Annotated in this window: 17 protein-coding genes and 1 pseudogene; 7 read left to right on the top strand and 11 right to left on the bottom strand. The window is 34.3% G+C overall.

Annotated elements, in window-relative coordinates:
• Together BM088_RS16800 and BM088_RS16795 are read left to right on the top strand one after the other, a co-directional pair.
• A pseudogene (locus BM088_RS16800) lies at positions 1-219 on the top strand (chitodextrinase); the annotation flags it as partial.
• Complete coding sequence (locus BM088_RS16795; protein WP_091986945.1) at positions 206-1309, top strand: KTSC domain-containing protein; 1104 nt, start codon at positions 206-208, stop codon at positions 1307-1309. The pseudogene BM088_RS16800 and the gene BM088_RS16795, both read left to right, overlap by 14 nt.
• 58 nt (positions 1310-1367) lie before the next feature.
• Here the strand turns inward: BM088_RS16795 and BM088_RS16790 are convergent, their stop codons facing one another.
• Both BM088_RS16790 and BM088_RS16785 read right to left on the bottom strand, forming a co-directional pair.
• Positions 1368-3164: a M14 family metallopeptidase gene (locus tag BM088_RS16790; RefSeq protein WP_091986942.1), complete on the bottom strand. Its 1797-nt coding sequence runs from the start codon at positions 3162-3164 to the stop codon at positions 1368-1370.
• A 3-nt stretch (positions 3165-3167) separates the two neighbouring features.
• A complete protein-coding gene (locus tag BM088_RS16785) occupies positions 3168-3893 on the bottom strand; it encodes a substrate-binding periplasmic protein (RefSeq protein ID WP_091986939.1) in 726 nt (241 codons plus the stop codon).
• 169 nt (positions 3894-4062) lie between these two features.
• Here BM088_RS16785 and BM088_RS16780 point away from each other — a divergent pair, with 169 nt between their 5' ends.
• Positions 4063-4890, top strand: coding sequence for an SDR family oxidoreductase (locus BM088_RS16780; protein ID WP_091986937.1), 828 nt, complete (start codon positions 4063-4065; stop codon positions 4888-4890).
• Positions 4891-5064: 174 nt separating this feature from the next.
• Here BM088_RS16780 and rplT read toward each other — a convergent pair whose 3' ends face one another.
• The 5 genes from rplT to BM088_RS16755 all read right to left on the bottom strand — a co-directional run bounded on the left by rplT (position 5065) and on the right by BM088_RS16755 (position 8869).
• Positions 5065-5424, bottom strand: a complete 360-nt coding sequence (rplT, locus tag BM088_RS16775; protein WP_042144090.1) for a 50S ribosomal protein L20 — start codon at positions 5422-5424, stop codon at positions 5065-5067.
• Positions 5425-5439: 15 nt separating this feature from the next.
• Positions 5440-5640, bottom strand: a complete 201-nt coding sequence (gene rpmI, locus BM088_RS16770; RefSeq protein WP_042144088.1) for a 50S ribosomal protein L35 — start codon at positions 5638-5640, stop codon at positions 5440-5442.
• A gap of 226 nt (positions 5641-5866) precedes the next feature.
• Positions 5867-6427 carry a translation initiation factor IF-3 gene (gene infC / locus BM088_RS16765; RefSeq protein ID WP_091986934.1) on the bottom strand — a complete coding sequence of 187 codons (561 nt, stop codon included), beginning with the start codon at positions 6425-6427 and terminating at the stop codon, positions 5867-5869.
• Positions 6428-6487: 60 nt separating this feature from the next.
• Positions 6488-8398 (bottom strand): threonine--tRNA ligase, encoded by a 1911-nt coding sequence (gene thrS, locus BM088_RS16760; RefSeq protein ID WP_091986931.1) that lies wholly within the window; start codon positions 8396-8398, stop codon positions 6488-6490.
• Positions 8399-8608: 210 nt separating this feature from the next.
• On the bottom strand, positions 8609-8869 hold the full coding sequence (locus tag BM088_RS16755) for a DUF5062 family protein (protein ID WP_091986928.1): 261 nt from the start codon (positions 8867-8869) through the stop codon (positions 8609-8611).
• Positions 8870-9053: 184 nt separating this feature from the next.
• Between BM088_RS16755 and BM088_RS16750 the strand changes: the two genes are divergently transcribed.
• The 3 genes from BM088_RS16750 (at position 9054) to BM088_RS16740 (ending at position 11306) form a co-directional block, all read left to right on the top strand.
• On the top strand, positions 9054-9461 hold the full coding sequence (locus tag BM088_RS16750; protein WP_091986926.1) for a DUF2750 domain-containing protein: 408 nt from the start codon (positions 9054-9056) through the stop codon (positions 9459-9461).
• Positions 9462-9717: 256 nt separating this feature from the next.
• Positions 9718-10761 carry an endonuclease/exonuclease/phosphatase family protein gene (locus BM088_RS16745; RefSeq protein WP_091986923.1) on the top strand — a complete coding sequence of 348 codons (1044 nt, stop codon included), beginning with the start codon at positions 9718-9720 and terminating at the stop codon, positions 10759-10761.
• 98 nt (positions 10762-10859) lie between these two features.
• The gene (locus BM088_RS16740) at positions 10860-11306 is read left to right on the top strand and encodes a DUF3010 family protein (RefSeq protein WP_091986920.1); all 447 of its coding nucleotides are present in this window, start codon (positions 10860-10862) and stop codon (positions 11304-11306) included.
• 273 nt (positions 11307-11579) lie between these two features.
• Here BM088_RS16740 and BM088_RS16735 read toward each other — a convergent pair whose 3' ends face one another.
• From BM088_RS16735 to BM088_RS16725, 3 genes are all read right to left on the bottom strand, one after another.
• On the bottom strand, positions 11580-11948 hold the full coding sequence (locus BM088_RS16735) for a hypothetical protein (RefSeq protein WP_091986918.1): 369 nt from the start codon (positions 11946-11948) through the stop codon (positions 11580-11582).
• A gap of 97 nt (positions 11949-12045) precedes the next feature.
• The gene (locus BM088_RS16730; protein ID WP_091986915.1) at positions 12046-13314 is read right to left on the bottom strand and encodes an amidohydrolase family protein; all 1269 of its coding nucleotides are present in this window, start codon (positions 13312-13314) and stop codon (positions 12046-12048) included.
• Between the two features lie 12 nt (positions 13315-13326).
• Positions 13327-14727, bottom strand: coding sequence for an amidohydrolase (locus BM088_RS16725; protein ID WP_091986913.1), 1401 nt, complete (start codon positions 14725-14727; stop codon positions 13327-13329).
• 221 nt (positions 14728-14948) lie between these two features.
• Here BM088_RS16725 and cobO point away from each other — a divergent pair, with 221 nt between their 5' ends.
• A complete protein-coding gene (gene cobO / locus BM088_RS16720) occupies positions 14949-15545 on the top strand; it encodes a cob(I)yrinic acid a,c-diamide adenosyltransferase (RefSeq protein WP_091986911.1) in 597 nt (198 codons plus the stop codon).
• A gap of 168 nt (positions 15546-15713) precedes the next feature.
• Here cobO and BM088_RS16715 read toward each other — a convergent pair whose 3' ends face one another.
• Positions 15714-16139, bottom strand: coding sequence for a hypothetical protein (locus BM088_RS16715; protein ID WP_091986908.1), 426 nt, complete (start codon positions 16137-16139; stop codon positions 15714-15716).
• Positions 16140-16292 lie beyond the last annotated feature (153 nt).

Genomic DNA, 16292 nt, shown 5'->3' with positions numbered 1-16292 from the left:
TTTATGCAAATTACATATTGCATCAGGATGTTACAACAAACCTACCCAAGCTTTCGCTCTCCTAAGCTCGATTTTTTCAATACCTTTGATCGTGCCATGGCAAACTTTAAAGGCCAAAATGTAGCCCATGATCTTATCCCTTGGGACAGTGACTTTCACTCTAGGGCTGATAGTCAATGTAATATGATGGTAGGAGTTAGTAAAAATGAAAAACTATAATTATTTTTTAACAATAATATGCATCATATCTTTTCAAGTTTTTGCCGCACCTAATCTATTGGATAGATATTGCTCAAAAAATATAGACCAAGTGCGCATTTTTTATATTAATGGTATGTTTACCACTCCTGAAAACTACAGATTTAATTTAGATCGAATAGATGAGTTTCAATATGATTATTTATATGACTTCCCAAAAGGTGGAGAAGTTACTGGCAGTTACAATAAAAACGAAGCTTTAGCCCAACAAATATTAGAAGTCGCTCGACAAAAATATGAATACTTCGGACCTAGTACCCCTCAATATAGGATCATAGCCAGTATTTTAGGTGGATCTATTACTTCCTTACGACCTGAAGAAACGAGTTCAATTCTACAGATTATGGATCAAGTTTTTAGCCAAGTCAATTTCTCAATTGTAAATGAAGTCGATTACCATAATGCCTACATGCGCTTACTTTCAAAGATGCACTCTTGTAATCGCTTAGTATTACTTGGCCATTCTCAAGGAAACTTTTATACCAATGCCCTTTACGAAGAGATGATTTTGAATTACCAATACACAGATGGATATTATTTATCTGACTACCCTATGTTAAGTCTAGCTTCTATTGCCACGCCCTCTTTAAACCTAGGTGGTACCGTAGGTAATGAATATTCTAGTTTAATTTCCCATTTAACATTAGATCAGGATATTTTTATGCACGCGGTTAGAAAGTTATTTGGAAGCAAAAACTCTAACTACTCAGCTCAAAGTCTTTTTGATAGTACCGGACATTCTTTAGTCGACTCTTACTTACGCCATTTTGGTGTCGCTAAGGCCATTGCTCAGGGAGTCGCTTCGTCTATAAAAGCTCAAAGCCCCTTTCCACTGTTTGATCAACATCCAGTGAATTCATCCGCATTCAGTCATATAGGTTATTCAAGCATTAACCGAGTATTAGATGTACAATTTAAATCTGGCAGTGTTTTTAGATATTTTGATATACCAAATACGGTCTGGGAAGGTTTTTATTATTCAACATCTCTTGGCAGTTATTACAATGAGTATATTAAAGGCCAATACACATCAGAAAAACTAGATTTATAATTTTAGCCTGAAAAAGTACAACAAATAATATTTGTTGTACTTTACTTTCAAGGTAAAACTACTTTTCAATCAATATAGGATATTTTAAATAGTTTTTATCATAAAAAGGCGTTTGTTGATAAAGCCAATTAAGCCTGGCTTGTTCATCATTTTTAAAGTCACTGTTATCTTTGAGCTTTTCATTAAACTTATTTGAAATGTCTGCATTATTTTGAAGCATAGTATTTGCAAAAGGCACAAGTGCATAATTTTCTACATATTCAGTACGTTGAAATATGGTATTAAAATCACCCCAGCTAAAAAAAGAATCAACGGCTTCAGGTTGTAATAAATGAACGGCTAACTTTCCTAATGGTTGAGAAGTTTCAACCTTATACCAATTAGTTAAAACGACGTTTTTATGCTTTTTATAGTTAAATTTTGCTGATACCCGCATGCGTCCTTCAAAAGGCATTTTATCAAATTCAAATTTTGTGGCGCTTGCTTGATGTAAATTTGAATATTGACCACTTATTTGAGTAACCATTATCCCTTGTTGTTTTAATTTATCAGCAATATTGCCATATTCAGTTGGGATATAATAAGCCTTAGGCACAGCTACTTTAGCTAGTATTTCTTTTTGCCAAAAAATGGGTAAGTTAGCATAGTCTATTTTTTCACCTATATAACGTACTTCTTTATGGTCACTCAGTTTACTGTTAAATACCTCATATTTAATACCTTTAAAAGCAATATGATCAGGATTTTTACTATAACCTCGTTTTACCACCAGCTCTTTAGGTAAATGACTTTTCTCATACTTAACCGCATCTGATAATGGTTTTTCAAATTGAGATAATGCATCTATTACACTATCAATAAAAACATAAGTACCTAATACCCTTTGCTTATAAGGTTTCAAAGAATGATTTTCGACTAATATTGTTGGTAAGTTACGTAAATCCCCCCAACCGTTTGAATATCTAGGTGTTGCAACCCATCCAGCCAGCCCTTGTTTAAAGTCTCTTTTATTCATAACAAAAACTAAAGGCCCAGGAATATGTCCTTGATTTACGAGTTTACTATCAAGTAAAGGTTTAAATTTATCATCTAGCACTTTTGAGATTGCAGGAGATTCACTGGCAAATGTAGGCATATAGCCATAAGTAATATCATATTGGTAATCAGCACCATCGGTTACATGAATATCAATATATAGATCAGGACTATATTTATTAACCACTTCTGTTATGGCTTGAATACCCGGTGTATCTAGTTTTGTATAATCACGGTTCAGATTTAAGTTTTTAGCATTGGTTCTAAAACCCATCTCACTTGGGCCACGTTGATTTATGCGATTAAACCGGCTACTACGTTCATGACCATCTACATTTAGAATCGGAATAAACAAAAGATTGACCCGTTTGAGTATATCATTTCGTTTACCCTCAGCTATATCACGAAGCAACATAAAACCGGCATCTTTACCATCTATTTCACCTGAATGAATTCCTGCTTGTATCAATAGCGTTGGCTTATCATGGTTTAAAATTCCGTTTTCACTCGCTATCAGCATTTTGATTGCGCGGTTTTGAGCACTTACACCGATAGTATTAACAGAGAACTGGTCTGGATTGGTTTTAACAAGTTCATTTAAATATGCCATAGCATTGATATAACTTGGCGTACTTGTCCCTAAAGATTTTTCAAACTCGGTTAAAAGCGGGCCGTTTTTGGCCATAAGTTGTTCGCTTTTCCCTTGCCACTTTATTAAAGGCGGTAAATGCGCATCTGTTGATATTGCACTTATGCTTTGAAATGAAGACAAAAATATACAGCTAGATAATATAATAGGACCGACTTTTAACAAAAACATACTCTACTCTAAATTTAATGCATTCTTGGCTTTTAATTTTCGCAATGCAAAATTGAATTTTTGCATCAAATGAGCGCATGATGCATATTGCAAACTACAAACCAAATAAATAGGTTGATTCGATAAATAATTAACATTACTTAACTTTGTGTCTTTTACTTCATCAGAAAACCAATCCTTAAGCAAACTTTCAGCGACAAATGGTTCAATAAGCAGTAAATCTGTTTCACCGGCTAAGAGCTTTTTTATTCCCTCATAATCAGAAATGCTCTGCACTAACTTTAATTGCGGTTTGTATGCATCAAAGTGATCACCATAACTATACCCCTCGGTTATACCAATGGCGTAACGACGTAATTGATCTAAACGTTCTAACTTCAACTTTGTTGTTTTTCGAGATAAAAAACTTGCCTTCAGAGAAGTGATCGGATCTGAAAATATCCAATTTTTTGTTCTTTTTTCACTTTTGTACCACATAAAAGAAAAGCTATTGCCATCTGTGATTGCAATTTCAGTTTCAGGCCAACTCATAAATTTATATTTAACGTTATAACCCTGAAGCTTAAAGATATCAGTTACAATTTTTGCCAATTTCCCTTTATTACTTTGCCTGCCATCAATATAAGGAGGGTAATTATCAACACTTAAAGTTATTTCAGTTTTAGCGACAACTTTTGGTAAGAGAAAAGAAAATAATATCAAAAAAATAACAAATAAGTATCTAAACATAAAAAAAGCCTAAAGTGTTTCATGAACTTACTATACCTAAATTACCAAGAAATACGAATTTGTGTATTATGTTTTGTATGTTAATTTATCTTCATCCATATTTGATCATTAATTAAAAGACTGACGATTACATTTTCTCTCTTTTAATTTGACCTCACGATAGGTAAAAATGAAAAAGTCTATATTAATAACCGGTTGCTCCTCAGGTATAGGTTTGTATTGTGCAAAAAAGTTACATGAACAAGGGTTTGATGTTATTGCAAGTTGTCGAAAAGTGGAGGATGTAGAAAATCTCAAATCTTTAGGATTAAAATGTATCCAACTTGATTTAAGCGATAGCCTGAGTATCAAAAATGGCTTTAGCCAAGCTCTAAGCTTATTAAATGGCAAGCTAGACATATTATTTAATAATGGCGCTTATGGTCAACCTGGCGCAGTTGAAGATTTACCAACGAATGCATTACGACAACAGTTTGAAACAAATCTATTTGGTTGGCATGAACTGACTATTTTAACGCTTAAACATATGAGAGAGCACAATTCAGGACGTATCATTCAAAACTCATCTGTTTTAGGCCTGATCGCTCTGCCCTATCGGGGTGCTTATAATGCCAGCAAATTTGCCCTAGAAGGATTAACGGATACATTAAGAATGGAATTAAAAGATTCAAACATTAATATTTGTTTAATTGAACCTGGACCAATAAAGTCAATGTTTAGAGCTAATGCATTAAAAGCATTCAATGACAACATAGATACCAATAATAGCTTTCATAAAAAAAACTATTTATTACAAAAACAAAGATTAGAAAAACACACTAAAACCAGCACGTTTACCTTAGCGCCTAATGCGGTTTATAAATGTTTATATCATGCCATTGAAAGTAAAAAACCTAAAGCGCGATATTATGTAACCTTCCCAACTTATTTATTTGGTTATTTAAAAAGGATTTTATCAACAAATATATTGGACAAATTATTAAATAAAAGCCTGTAGTTTAAACTTAAGAATAAAATTTTATTGTCTTTGACTGTTTCTGAAGCAGAAGTTGAGTAAGGTTTTTATCTTTTAGTGAGAGTGAGTTTTTTAGGCTTAACAGTAAAAAATCATTCATTAAAAAACAAAAAGGGAGCATAAGCTCCCTTTTTAATGCTTTTAATCTAAAAAAGATTAAGCAGCTAAACCTTCTTTTGCTTTATTTACTAAAGCAGTGAAAGCAACTTGGTCATAAACAGCGATATCTGCAAGGATCTTACGATCGATTTCTACAGAAGTTTTCTTAAGACCATTGATGAAACGGCTGTAAGAAAGACCATTTTGACGTGCAGCAGCATTGATACGTGCAATCCAAAGACGACGGAAAGTACGTTTCTTAGCGCGACGATCGCGGTAAGCGTATTGACCAGCTTTAGTTACTGCCTGAAAAGCTACGCGGTAAACACGTGAACGTGCTCCGTAATAACCTTTAGCTTGTTTTAATACTTTTTTGTGACGTTGACGTGCGATTACACCGCGTTTAACTCTTGCCATGATTAAAAACCTCTATTAAGCGAATGGTAACATACGTGAAACAAGACCGTGGTCATTTTTATGAACCATTGTCTTAGGACGTAAGTGAGCCTTACGCTTAGAAGATTTCTTAGTCAAAATATGACGAAGATGCGATTGTTTACGTTTAAAACCGCCTGAAGCAGTCTTTTTAAAACGCTTAGCAGCGCCACTGTGGCTTTTAAGCTTATAGCCCATTGCAATAACTCCAAATGTATTGCGTGATATAAAGTAAGCAGGCGGGTAATGCAAAGATCACCACTTGTATGGCCAAACTTACTACGAATTCCGGCGAATATTTATCTAGTAAACTAAATACAATATTACTTTTATTTGCCGGTTAAACTAGGTGAAGCCTTATAAAAATAAGGCTTAACTTGTAGACCTAGTTTAAATTTTTATTTAAATGCAAAAGCACTTAAATTTATTTTTTAGCTACTGGAGACATCATCATTACCATTTGACGGCCTTCGGCACGTCTTGGAAATGATTCTACTAAAGCTATCTCTTGTAAATCGTCTTTTATACGATTTAATAAAGTGATACCGATATCTTGATGCGCCATTTCACGACCGCGGAAACGAATTGTGATTTTAGCCTTATCGCCACCTTCAAGAAACTTAGTTAAGTTACGAAGCTTGATTTGGTAATCACCTTCGTCTGTTCCTGGGCGGAATTTGATTTCTTTAATCTGAACTTGCTTTTGCTTCTTCTTTTGTTCTTTTTGAGCTTTACTCTCTTCGAACAAGAATTTGCCGTAATCCATCACCCTACATACTGGTGGTTCGGCATTAGGGCTAATTTCAACTAAATCAACGCCGGCTTCATCTGCATTTTCAAATGCTTCTGCAAGTGTTACGACGCCAATCTTTTCATTGTCCAAACCAATTAATCTGACTTCTTTCGCAGTAATATCTTCGTTGATTTTATGCTTTTGAGTTGCTTGTTGATTTTTTTTGCCGCCTCTAATGGGACCGTCCTCCAAATAATATATAAATTAATGCGGTATATTCTGTTTTTTGATACCGCATCACTTTTTAACTGCTTAAGCTCTGTTTTTAACTTCTTCGCTTAATTTACTAATAAAATCGTCTACTTTAAACTTGCCTAAATCTTCACCTGAGCGTGTTCTAACCGCAACTTCATTTTCTTCTACTTCTTTGTTGCCAACAACAAGCAGATAAGGAATGCGTTTTAAAGTATGCTCGCGGATTTTAAAGCCTATCTTCTCATTTCTCAAGTCCGATTTGGCTCTAAATCCATTTTTATTCAATTTTTTTACTATTTGGTCAACAAAATCACTCTGTTTATCGGTAATATTCATTACCACAACTTGTTTTGGTGCTAACCATGTTGGAAACTTCCCAGCATATTCTTCAGTTAAAATACCGATAAAACGCTCTAATGAACCTAAAATTGCTCTGTGGATCATTACCGGAGTACGGCGTTCGTTATTTTCAGCAACATAAGTTGCCCCTAAACGACCTGGTAATGCAAAATCTAGCTGCACTGTACCACATTGCCAAGCACGACCTAAACAGTCATATAATGTGAATTCAATTTTAGGACCATAAAAAGCACCTTCACCTGGTAAATATTCAAATTCAATATCATTTGCTTTTAATGCTTCAGCCAAAGCTTGTTCTGATTTATCCCATGTTTCATCATCACCAATGCGCTGTTCTGGACGAGTTGATAATTTAACAACAATATTATCAAAACCAAAAGTTTCATATGTATCATAGACCATTTTGATACATGCAGACACTTCGTCCATTACTTGCTCTTCTGTACAGAAGATATGTGCGTCATCTTGTGTAAAACCACGAACTCGCATTAAACCATGTAATGCACCTGATGGCTCATTACGATGACAACAACCAAACTCCGCCATGCGTAGTGGTAAATCACGGTAAGATTTCAAACCCTGATTAAATATTTGCACATGACCTGGGCAATTCATAGGTTTAATCGCGTATTCACGCTTTTCTGATGTTGTTGTAAACATTGCATCAGAATATTTATCCCAGTGACCAGATTTTTCCCAAAGAGAACGATCCATCATTAATGGACCTTTCACTTCTTCGTAGTCGTAATGGCGTAATTTTTCGCGCACAAAGTTTTCAAGCTCTAGGTAAAGATTCCAACCATCGTTATGCCAAAATACCATACCTGGCGCTTCTTCTTGCCAGTGCCATAAATCAAGTGCTTTACCAATTTTACGGTGATCACGCTTTTCAGCTTCTTCTAAACGTTGAATGTACGCTTTTAATTGTTTTTTATCAGCCCATGCTGTGCCGTAAACACGTTGTAGCATTTTATTGTCTGAATCACCGCGCCAATATGCACCCGCGACTTTCATAATTTTAAAGTGCTGACAGAATTTCATATTCGGTACGTGAGGACCACGACACATATCAATATATTCTTCATGATGATAAAGTGCTGGCGTATCATCTTTAGAGATATTCTCATCTAAGATTTCAAGTTTATAACTTTCGCCACGCTCTGAAAATGCATCATACGCATCTTGCCAAGTACCTACTTTTTTAACTACTTGGTAGCCAGTTTTAGCAAGCTTAGTCATGCGCTTTTGTAATTCATCTAAATCGTCTTGTGTAATTGAATGCTCAAGATCGATATCATAGTAAAAACCATTATCAATAGTTGGACCAATCGCCATTTTTACGTCTGGGAACATTTGCTTAATCGCATGTCCAAGTAAATGTGCACACGAGTGACGAATAATTTCTAAGCCATCGTCATCTTTTGCGGTGATAATTTCCAAACGGCTGTCTTGGGTCATAACTTCACAAGCGTCAACACGCTCGCCATCAATACGACCTGCGATTGTTGCTTTAGCTAGGCCTGGACCTATATCATTTGCAACATCTAAAACTGAGACTGGGTTTTCAAAAACTCTTTGACTACCATCTGGAAGTGTAATTACTGGCATTTTTTATCCTTTACTACAGTGGTGACGCCCACAATGCATCACATGTAAATTTTACTTATAATTTTATATTCAAATAATGATGTTTTCTTACGAGTGAAAATCAATATTTAAATAATGATATCTTGTTATTTATTGGGCTGTGAAAACACAGGGGCCGTATTGTCTTAAACCTTGACTCAAAATACAACTGTTTATAACTTGTTATATGCGTTATTTTAAAAGCTCATGATCTTTAGGTAACTGTTTTGAGATCCAAATTGCTAATTTATGTTTCATATTTAATTGATTTTCATCTTCTTCTTTTAAAGGTTGAATCAATTTATCATTAACTAATAAACGGTATAAACTCTCAATTTTTTGTTTAGCTGAATCTGTGCCTGAAAATTTTTTATAGCCCCTGTTATTTGCATATGATTCACCTACAAGAATTGCCTTTTTTAACAGCGCTGTTTCATTTTTAATCTTTTTCATTATCTATTCCCTATATAAATTAAACTGAGCATATTCAATGTTTTTATCGATGTAAACAACTATACCTAAACAAGTTTAAAATACAGGATTTTATAAATATATTATTGGTAATATGTGAATTACTATAACTTAATCCAACTTTGCTTTATTCTTATCATGTTTTAATTTTTAACTGGAAATAATAATGAGTACGCCTTTAGACCCTCAATTGTTCACAACTATTAGTCAATACGATATTGATAAACGTTATAAGTACTTAATTAAAGAAGTAGTAAAAACACAATTAATTTGGATTTTAACCGATGAACATGGCTGTGTGATGTTAAATACAGACGATGAAGATTGTGTACCCGTATGGCCTAACAAGGAATTTGCACAAGCTTGGGCTACAGGCGACTGGGAGTCGTGTAAAGCAAAAGAAATAGATCTAAAAAAATGGCATAGCCACTGGACTCATGGTCTTGAAGATGACGAACTTGCCATAGTGGTATTTCCTAATTTAGAAGAAGATGGCTTAGTGGTGTACCCTGATGAATTAGATTACGAACTCAAAGTACAAGCAAAAAAAGCAAGAAACCACCAAAAGAGATAATGTCTTTTCACCCCATTCAACTTGAGCAATAACAAAAAATGGTGTTATTGCTCTTAATATCTAAGCACCCCAACGCTTAAAGATTGATTTAAAAATCTTTTATGTCATGTTATTGATTATGATAAGGGGATAATCATTTACTTCAATCTGTGCCTAAATCACTATTAATTCCAACTGAGACTCACACCTTGAAGTCAATTGTGTATATGTATATAAATTTAATGCTTTTTTGACAATAAGCTATTTGATCCCATACTTGTATAAAGTCAAATTTGAACATAATCAAATGGCAAATTCGGGTTCAACCAACAAGCATTTCAAAATAGCGACGCTTAATCTGCTCAATTACGCCTCCCCACCTTTTAGCTATTACCAATTAGATGAAAACTATAGTGCGATTCAATGGCAAAATAAAAATATTTGGCTAACACGATTAATAGCCAACATTTCTCCCGATATTATTGCCTTTCAGGAAGTGTTTAGTATCGATGCATTAGCAAAACACATTAAGCCTCTGGGTTATGATTACTTAACAACAGTAGATATGCCTTGCATCGCCAAACAGTCAGAGTTTATATTGATGACTCCAGTAGTTGCATTAGCATCTAAATATCCAATCATTCAGGCCGATGCCTTAAAACCCGATAAAAAGTTATTAAAACATTTAAACCTACCTGAAAACTTTACCTTTAGCAGGCGGCCCATAAAAGCAGAGATTCAATTACCTCAGCTAGGTATTGTTCGCATATATGTATTGCATTTAAAATCTAAAAGAGCGACAAAACTAAATGATTTTGCAAATAATACAGTACCAAAAAATGCAGCATATAATGAAAAATTAACACAAACAGTCGGTAGTTTTTATTCTCAAGAACTAAGGTGCTTAGAAGGCATGTTAATTTATCATGATGCCTTATTTGAGCAAGCCACAAACCCTCAACCAAGCATTATTTTAGGCGACTTTAATGATGATATACATGCAAGTGCGTTATCTTTAATATTTGAAAATACGTTAGATAGCAATGAAGTCAATCATTTAGACTTTTTTGATGCATTCGATATTTCAAACAATAATACAAATACAAAACCCCCTACACTTTATTATGAAGGCAAAGGCAAAGTACTTGACTATATTTTGTTATCAAACGAATTTAATCAGAACAGGGAAAACACTAAACTCACTCATCTAACATATCATACGATTGATAAACACATCCTAACTCAACCTGACGATAAACATAAAACCAATAGTGATCATGCTTGTATCTATATTCAATTTGAGGTTAAAGCAGGTTCCTAGGTTCATATATGATTAAATTTAATAAATTTTAGCTAAAACTGTGCGCACACTTCATTTTAGATTATAATATTGCCCGAATTTATTAATTAGGTACGACAATGAGAACATGCGGTGTTGAGATAAAAGGCAGTGAAGTCCTTTTATGTTTATTAAGTAAAGATAATGATGTTTTTGATATCAGAGATGTACGCCAAACACGCTTTGTATTAAGTAATGCCAATGATACAGAAGAAGTACGTAAATTTCAGTTTGATTTCGCAAAACTTATGCATGATTATCAAGTTGATACCGTAGCAATTAAACAAAGACCACATAAAGGTAAATTTGCAGGTGGTGCAGTAGGTTTTAAACTGGAAACCGCAATTCAGTTAATTACAGATTTAGAAGTTAATTTGTTAAACTCAACTGAAATCAAAGAACAACTTAAGCGTAACCCTATGCCCATCGATTTTGAAGAAACAGGTTTAAAGAAGTTTCAAGAGCCTGCATTCATAAGTGCTTATATAGACCTAACAATTAAAACATACCACAAAGACGAAGAGTAATTACTTTTTTGGTCTTAATTTAAGGTCCTAATCTCAACTAATTGGACCTTAAAGCTATAATAAAACTTTATTTTGTAATAGCTCCTCATCAATTTCAACACCCGAGAATTGGGCTTATGTATTTAGCATAAACGTGCAGTTTATTACAGCTAATAATTCTGGTACTTATCCATTAGAATTGAATGCTTTACAATATTGTACAACATCTAATGACTTATCAAATGCCATTCTTACGGCCAATTCTATTACTGACTCTTGATTTTCAGATAGTTTTTAATTTACTTCAAGCCCTTGTAAATTTTGGATTTTATCACGTAAACTTTCAATTACTTTAGTATGAATATAACGACAATATTGACAATTTTGTTGTTTAGATATGCGATAGATAATTTCTTCTTTGATAAGGCATGGCACTGTCCCCTGAAAAATGATACTTTTAATTTTTTCCCAGTTTCCCTTAAGCAGAGCAATATTACTTCCTTGCGTTTTAAAATAATTTAGTACAAAGTCCAGCTCAAAATGAGTCTTAATATCATCGTATACAGCTTTTACTTGTGGTTCTGCTTCTGAATATAATAGAGTTATTAAATCGCTTACACATAAATATTTGTGCTTTAAAGAGAAAAGATCATTAAAGCTCAATATACAGGATAAATATCGCTCCAGAATATTGAGCTTATTAGAGTCAGCTATTCATCATTGAATAAAAAATTTTTAAGACTCGGCACCAATGTTTGCATTACTTTGAGTACGCTTTTGGTAAATGAGATTGTTTCATATAACGCTCTCGTAATTTATCTTGGCGTGATTCTGTTGAATATTGTTCACCTCCAATCCACAGTGTTTGAACTTTAGAACTCAATTCAAAAGGGTCTGCGCTCCAAAGTGATAAATCCGCTGCTTTACCTACCGCAATTTTACCGGCATTAATACCAAACATATCTGCAATATTTGCAGAAACCGCCTTTAATGCGCCAAATTGACTCATGCCATGAGATATTGCGTTACCTGCATCAAAACGCAGCTGATATAGATTATGAGTACCATCTCCAAAAATAGATAAACCAACTTTTACACCTGCTTTTTCTAAAATACCTGCATTTTGAAGTGAAGCATTTAAAGAATCAAAACTGCTAGGTAAGTTATCCATTGCACTAATGATCACAGGAACATTCGCTTGAGCTAACTGCTCTTTTACTGCAATAGCATCACCAGCATCAGCAATGATCAAATTTAAAGAAAATTGTTCTTTAAGCTTAATTAATTGTAATAACTCTTGTGCACGAGATGCACGAATGATCAAAGGTTTTTCACCTGTTAATAATGCAGTTAATATTAACGCTTCTTTGGTGGGATCTTTTTTATCTTTTTTGCTCTTTTTTTCTGAGTTGGCTTTTTTAGCTTTCGCTAATTTCTTTTGTTGTTTTTCCAATTTATCAATCAATTGTGACAGTGTGTGAGCACGTGAACCTTTACTTTCAGACCCTAGGTTTACTAAAACAGCCATTTTGCTTGTTTGTACACTGTCAAACTCACCACTTAAATCAACAACTGATGCAAGGCCGGCAAAAATACTATCACCACCACTTGGCACGATTACATCACGGGTTATACCACCTTTTCTGGCGTATGAAACCAAAGATGATTTAGGGTTGAATGCCAGACTAGGATCAAAAGTAATATTAGCCTTTTTAAAACCAGCATCTCGAGAACGCGCTACTGCGCCCACCTCAACTAAACCAAGTTGGTTCATAGAACCAATAAAGCCGGGTGTCAAAATCTGACCTTTTGCATCAATTGTCGTATCAACATTCATTGAAGTAGGGTTAATTGCTGTAATTTTTCCATTTTCAAAAACAACAGTCGCATTTTTTAAAATACCCTGCTCAGTTGCAGTATATACAGTCGCGTTGGTGATCGCAGTAGATGTCGCCCATACAGAAGAACATGCCGTTAGTGCAAACGCTAAAAGTGACTTTTTAAACACTGAGTGATTTAATTTTTTCATAACTTTCTCCCTTTATAGTGCTTTATTAGCTGTTGCTTGACCTAACATGAAATCACTTTTAGCTTGATACTTATCATCAAAGCGATCATATACTTTTGCACCATCAATAAATACTTGCTCAGCTTTGGCATATACACTAAATGGACTTTGATTCCAAATTACAATATCAGCTTGTTTACCGGTCACTAAAGAACCCGTTGTATCATCAATGCCTAAAGATTTTGCTGCATTGTGGGTGATCCAAACAATCGCATCTTCTTCTTTAAGATCAAAACCATTTTCATTAGCACGATACATCACCTTACCTGCTTCTTGGTTAAGTCTTTGTATTGTTGTTTCTGAGTCCGAATGCACAATAGCACAAGAGTTTTTAACGGCATTAACCACAGCAACATTTTCATGGATCATGTCATATGCTTCCATTTTAAAACCCCACCAATCAGGCCACATAGCAGCACAATTACCATTTTGGGCTAATAAATCTGAAATTTTATATGCTTCAATTGCATGATGAAAAGTACCAGAGTCATATTTAAACTCTTTACCTAAATCTATCATCATGGCCATTTCTTCGGCTTTATAACAATGATTATGAATTTTTATATCACCGTCTAAAACCCCTTTTAATGTATCTAATGTTAAATCACGTTCTGGTGCCTTTGGGTTTTTCCCCTGAGCATATTGTGTATCATATTTTTCCCAGGCACGTTTATATTCTGTCGCTTCAATCCAGGCATTACGATAGCCAGCCATATTACCCATTCTTGTTGAAGGTGTTTCTTTACGGCTTCCATAAACACGTTTTGGATTTTCACCACACGCCATTTTTAAACCATAAGGTGCATCTGGATATTTCATACCTTGCATTGTAACTGAGGGTACATTTTTAAGCGTTACACTGCGGCCACCAATCAAATTAGCCGAACCAGGTAAAATTTGTAATGAAGTAATACCACCTGCACGCGCTGCATTAAAACCAGGATCTTGTGGCCAAACAGAATGTTCAACCCACACCTCAGCAGTGACTGGAGACGTCATTTCATTTCCATCTTGATGAGACTCTACCGATGGATTTGGGTATGCACCTAAGTGTGAATGCACATCTATAATACCTGGGGTAACCCATTTACCTTTAGCATCAATACTCGTTGCACCAGATGCAGAAAGGCCTTTACCTACAGCCTGAATTTTTCCATCAACTAATAAAACATCCGCGCCGTCTAAACGATCGCCCGTTCCAGTCAAAACTGTGGCATTTTTTATCAAGGTTTTTTGTGCTGGCATTGCTTGATAGGTACTTGGATAAGGGTTTTTATTTATTGCTACTTTTGTATCTTGGGGACCTGAGTCTTGGCAACCAACTAATGAAGCTGCAATCGCTAACATTAAGGTTGAAGGAGCAAATCTGTGCATTGTTGTTATTCTCCGATTGATTTTATACTACTTTAACTAAATGAATTATGTAATGTAATAGTAAAGCGCTCATTCAACAGGAAAAAACGATAACTACCAATAAATCAAAAAATAGTCTGAAAGTTAATAATGCATGTTTAGTTTTATCTTACAAATAAGTAGAATTATGAATAAGAAGGTATTCCAGTTAAGTTATTAATTTTATTGATAGGTATTTAATCATGACACAAAGAAATAATCGTCACAGTGACCGACAACAAAAATTAAAAGAAACCGTAGATAATAAAATAGCCCAAGCACAGACTGTTAAAGGTTTATTATTAGTGATTACAGGTAATGGAAAAGGAAAATCAACCTCTGGATTTGGTACCGTCGCGCGTGCTGTTGGTCATGGATTAAAATGCGCTGTTGCCCAATTTATTAAGGGTAACTGGGATTGTGGCGAACGTAACTTATTAGAGCAGCACAATGTAGAGTTTCAAATAATGAATACCGGTTTTACCTGGGAAACTCAAAATAAAGAAACTGATACAGCTGCTGCATTGCGCATTTGGCAAGAATGCAGACGCATGTTGCAAGACCCTACTATAGATTTAGTATTATTAGATGAAATTACTTATATGGTTTCTTACAACTATATTCCTTTAGAAGAAGTCATCACAGCTTTAGAAAATAGACCTAAAATGCAAAGTGTTGTGATCACTGGGCGTGCTGCACACCGCGCTTTAATAGAATTAGCGGATACAGTTTCTGAAGTGAAAAATGTAAAACATGCTTTTGACTCTGGTGTGAAGGTATTAAAAGGCATTGACTGGTAATACATTCGGGTTACTCATAAAAGATACAAAAAATTAGCTGTTTTTCATTCACGGCTTTAATTTGATCATGAATAATACCACAAAATGTTTCGATAAAGTGTAATGTAAATAATTGATTTAAGATATCTATCAATAAAAATTGTCTTTACTTTATAGATAGCTGATTAACTAATATTTTGAAGTGAAATAGTATAAAAGTGTATTTTGAGCCTTATCATTATTTACTGATTTAGTTTGGTCTAAAAAATCTAAAGTTAAACGCCATTGCATAATTGGTTCAGCACAAGCCCCTACCATAGTCGTTGCACGCCAGGCGCCTTCTTTATATTCGAAAAATAAAGGAATACTTCCCATATACATGTTAATCCCTTCTAACTTAGCTTGCTGAATCTTTATATTCTTGGGCGCAGAAAATACAATGTGAAATTGGGTTTCAGGGGTAATATTTTCGTTTTCTAGCGCTATGCTATATCCACCGCTATAGTTACAGTGCTTATTTTTTGCACACTCGGTATTTTTACTTTCTTTTATCGATTCAGAATTACATGCTAAAAGCAAGCCCAATACCAATAAAGTCGTACTATATTTTAACATTTATTTACTGACCGGCGATTTTTTAATCTAGTGATTATAATGATATAGCTAAATATACAACAAAATTAAAAATAAAATTACTAGATAATACCCATAGTTTGATTAAGGTCATTATTTTGCACAATTGAGGTATCTTTTTAACGTTAAAATATT

The sequence above is a fragment of the Pseudoalteromonas denitrificans DSM 6059 genome, assembly GCF_900112265.1.
GTDB lineage: Bacteria > Pseudomonadota > Gammaproteobacteria > Enterobacterales > Alteromonadaceae > Pseudoalteromonas > Pseudoalteromonas denitrificans.
Note: the sequence above shows the minus strand (reverse complement) of the source record. Positions and strands in the feature narration are given on the sequence as shown.

Coding starts and splice junctions, on each gene's coding strand:
- cobO (WP_091986911.1), top strand. CDS start 14,949: ATGACACAAAGAAATAATCGTCACAGTGACCGACAACAAAAATTAAAA.
- rpmI (WP_042144088.1), bottom strand. CDS start 5,640: ATGGGCTATAAGCTTAAAAGCCACAGTGGCGCTGCTAAGCGTTTTAAA.
- rplT (WP_042144090.1), bottom strand. CDS start 5,424: ATGGCAAGAGTTAAACGCGGTGTAATCGCACGTCAACGTCACAAAAAA.
- BM088_RS16785 (WP_091986939.1), bottom strand. CDS start 3,893: ATGTTTAGATACTTATTTGTTATTTTTTTGATATTATTTTCTTTTCTC.
- thrS (WP_091986931.1), bottom strand. CDS start 8,398: ATGCCAGTAATTACACTTCCAGATGGTAGTCAAAGAGTTTTTGAAAAC.
- BM088_RS16740 (WP_091986920.1), top strand. CDS start 10,860: ATGAGAACATGCGGTGTTGAGATAAAAGGCAGTGAAGTCCTTTTATGT.
- BM088_RS16750 (WP_091986926.1), top strand. CDS start 9,054: ATGAGTACGCCTTTAGACCCTCAATTGTTCACAACTATTAGTCAATAC.
- BM088_RS16780 (WP_091986937.1), top strand. CDS start 4,063: ATGAAAAAGTCTATATTAATAACCGGTTGCTCCTCAGGTATAGGTTTG.
- BM088_RS16725 (WP_091986913.1), bottom strand. CDS start 14,727: ATGCACAGATTTGCTCCTTCAACCTTAATGTTAGCGATTGCAGCTTCA.
- BM088_RS16790 (WP_091986942.1), bottom strand. CDS start 3,164: ATGTTTTTGTTAAAAGTCGGTCCTATTATATTATCTAGCTGTATATTT.
- BM088_RS16715 (WP_091986908.1), bottom strand. CDS start 16,139: ATGTTAAAATATAGTACGACTTTATTGGTATTGGGCTTGCTTTTAGCA.
- BM088_RS16755 (WP_091986928.1), bottom strand. CDS start 8,869: ATGAAAAAGATTAAAAATGAAACAGCGCTGTTAAAAAAGGCAATTCTT.
- BM088_RS16795 (WP_091986945.1), top strand. CDS start 206: ATGAAAAACTATAATTATTTTTTAACAATAATATGCATCATATCTTTT.
- BM088_RS16730 (WP_091986915.1), bottom strand. CDS start 13,314: ATGAAAAAATTAAATCACTCAGTGTTTAAAAAGTCACTTTTAGCGTTT.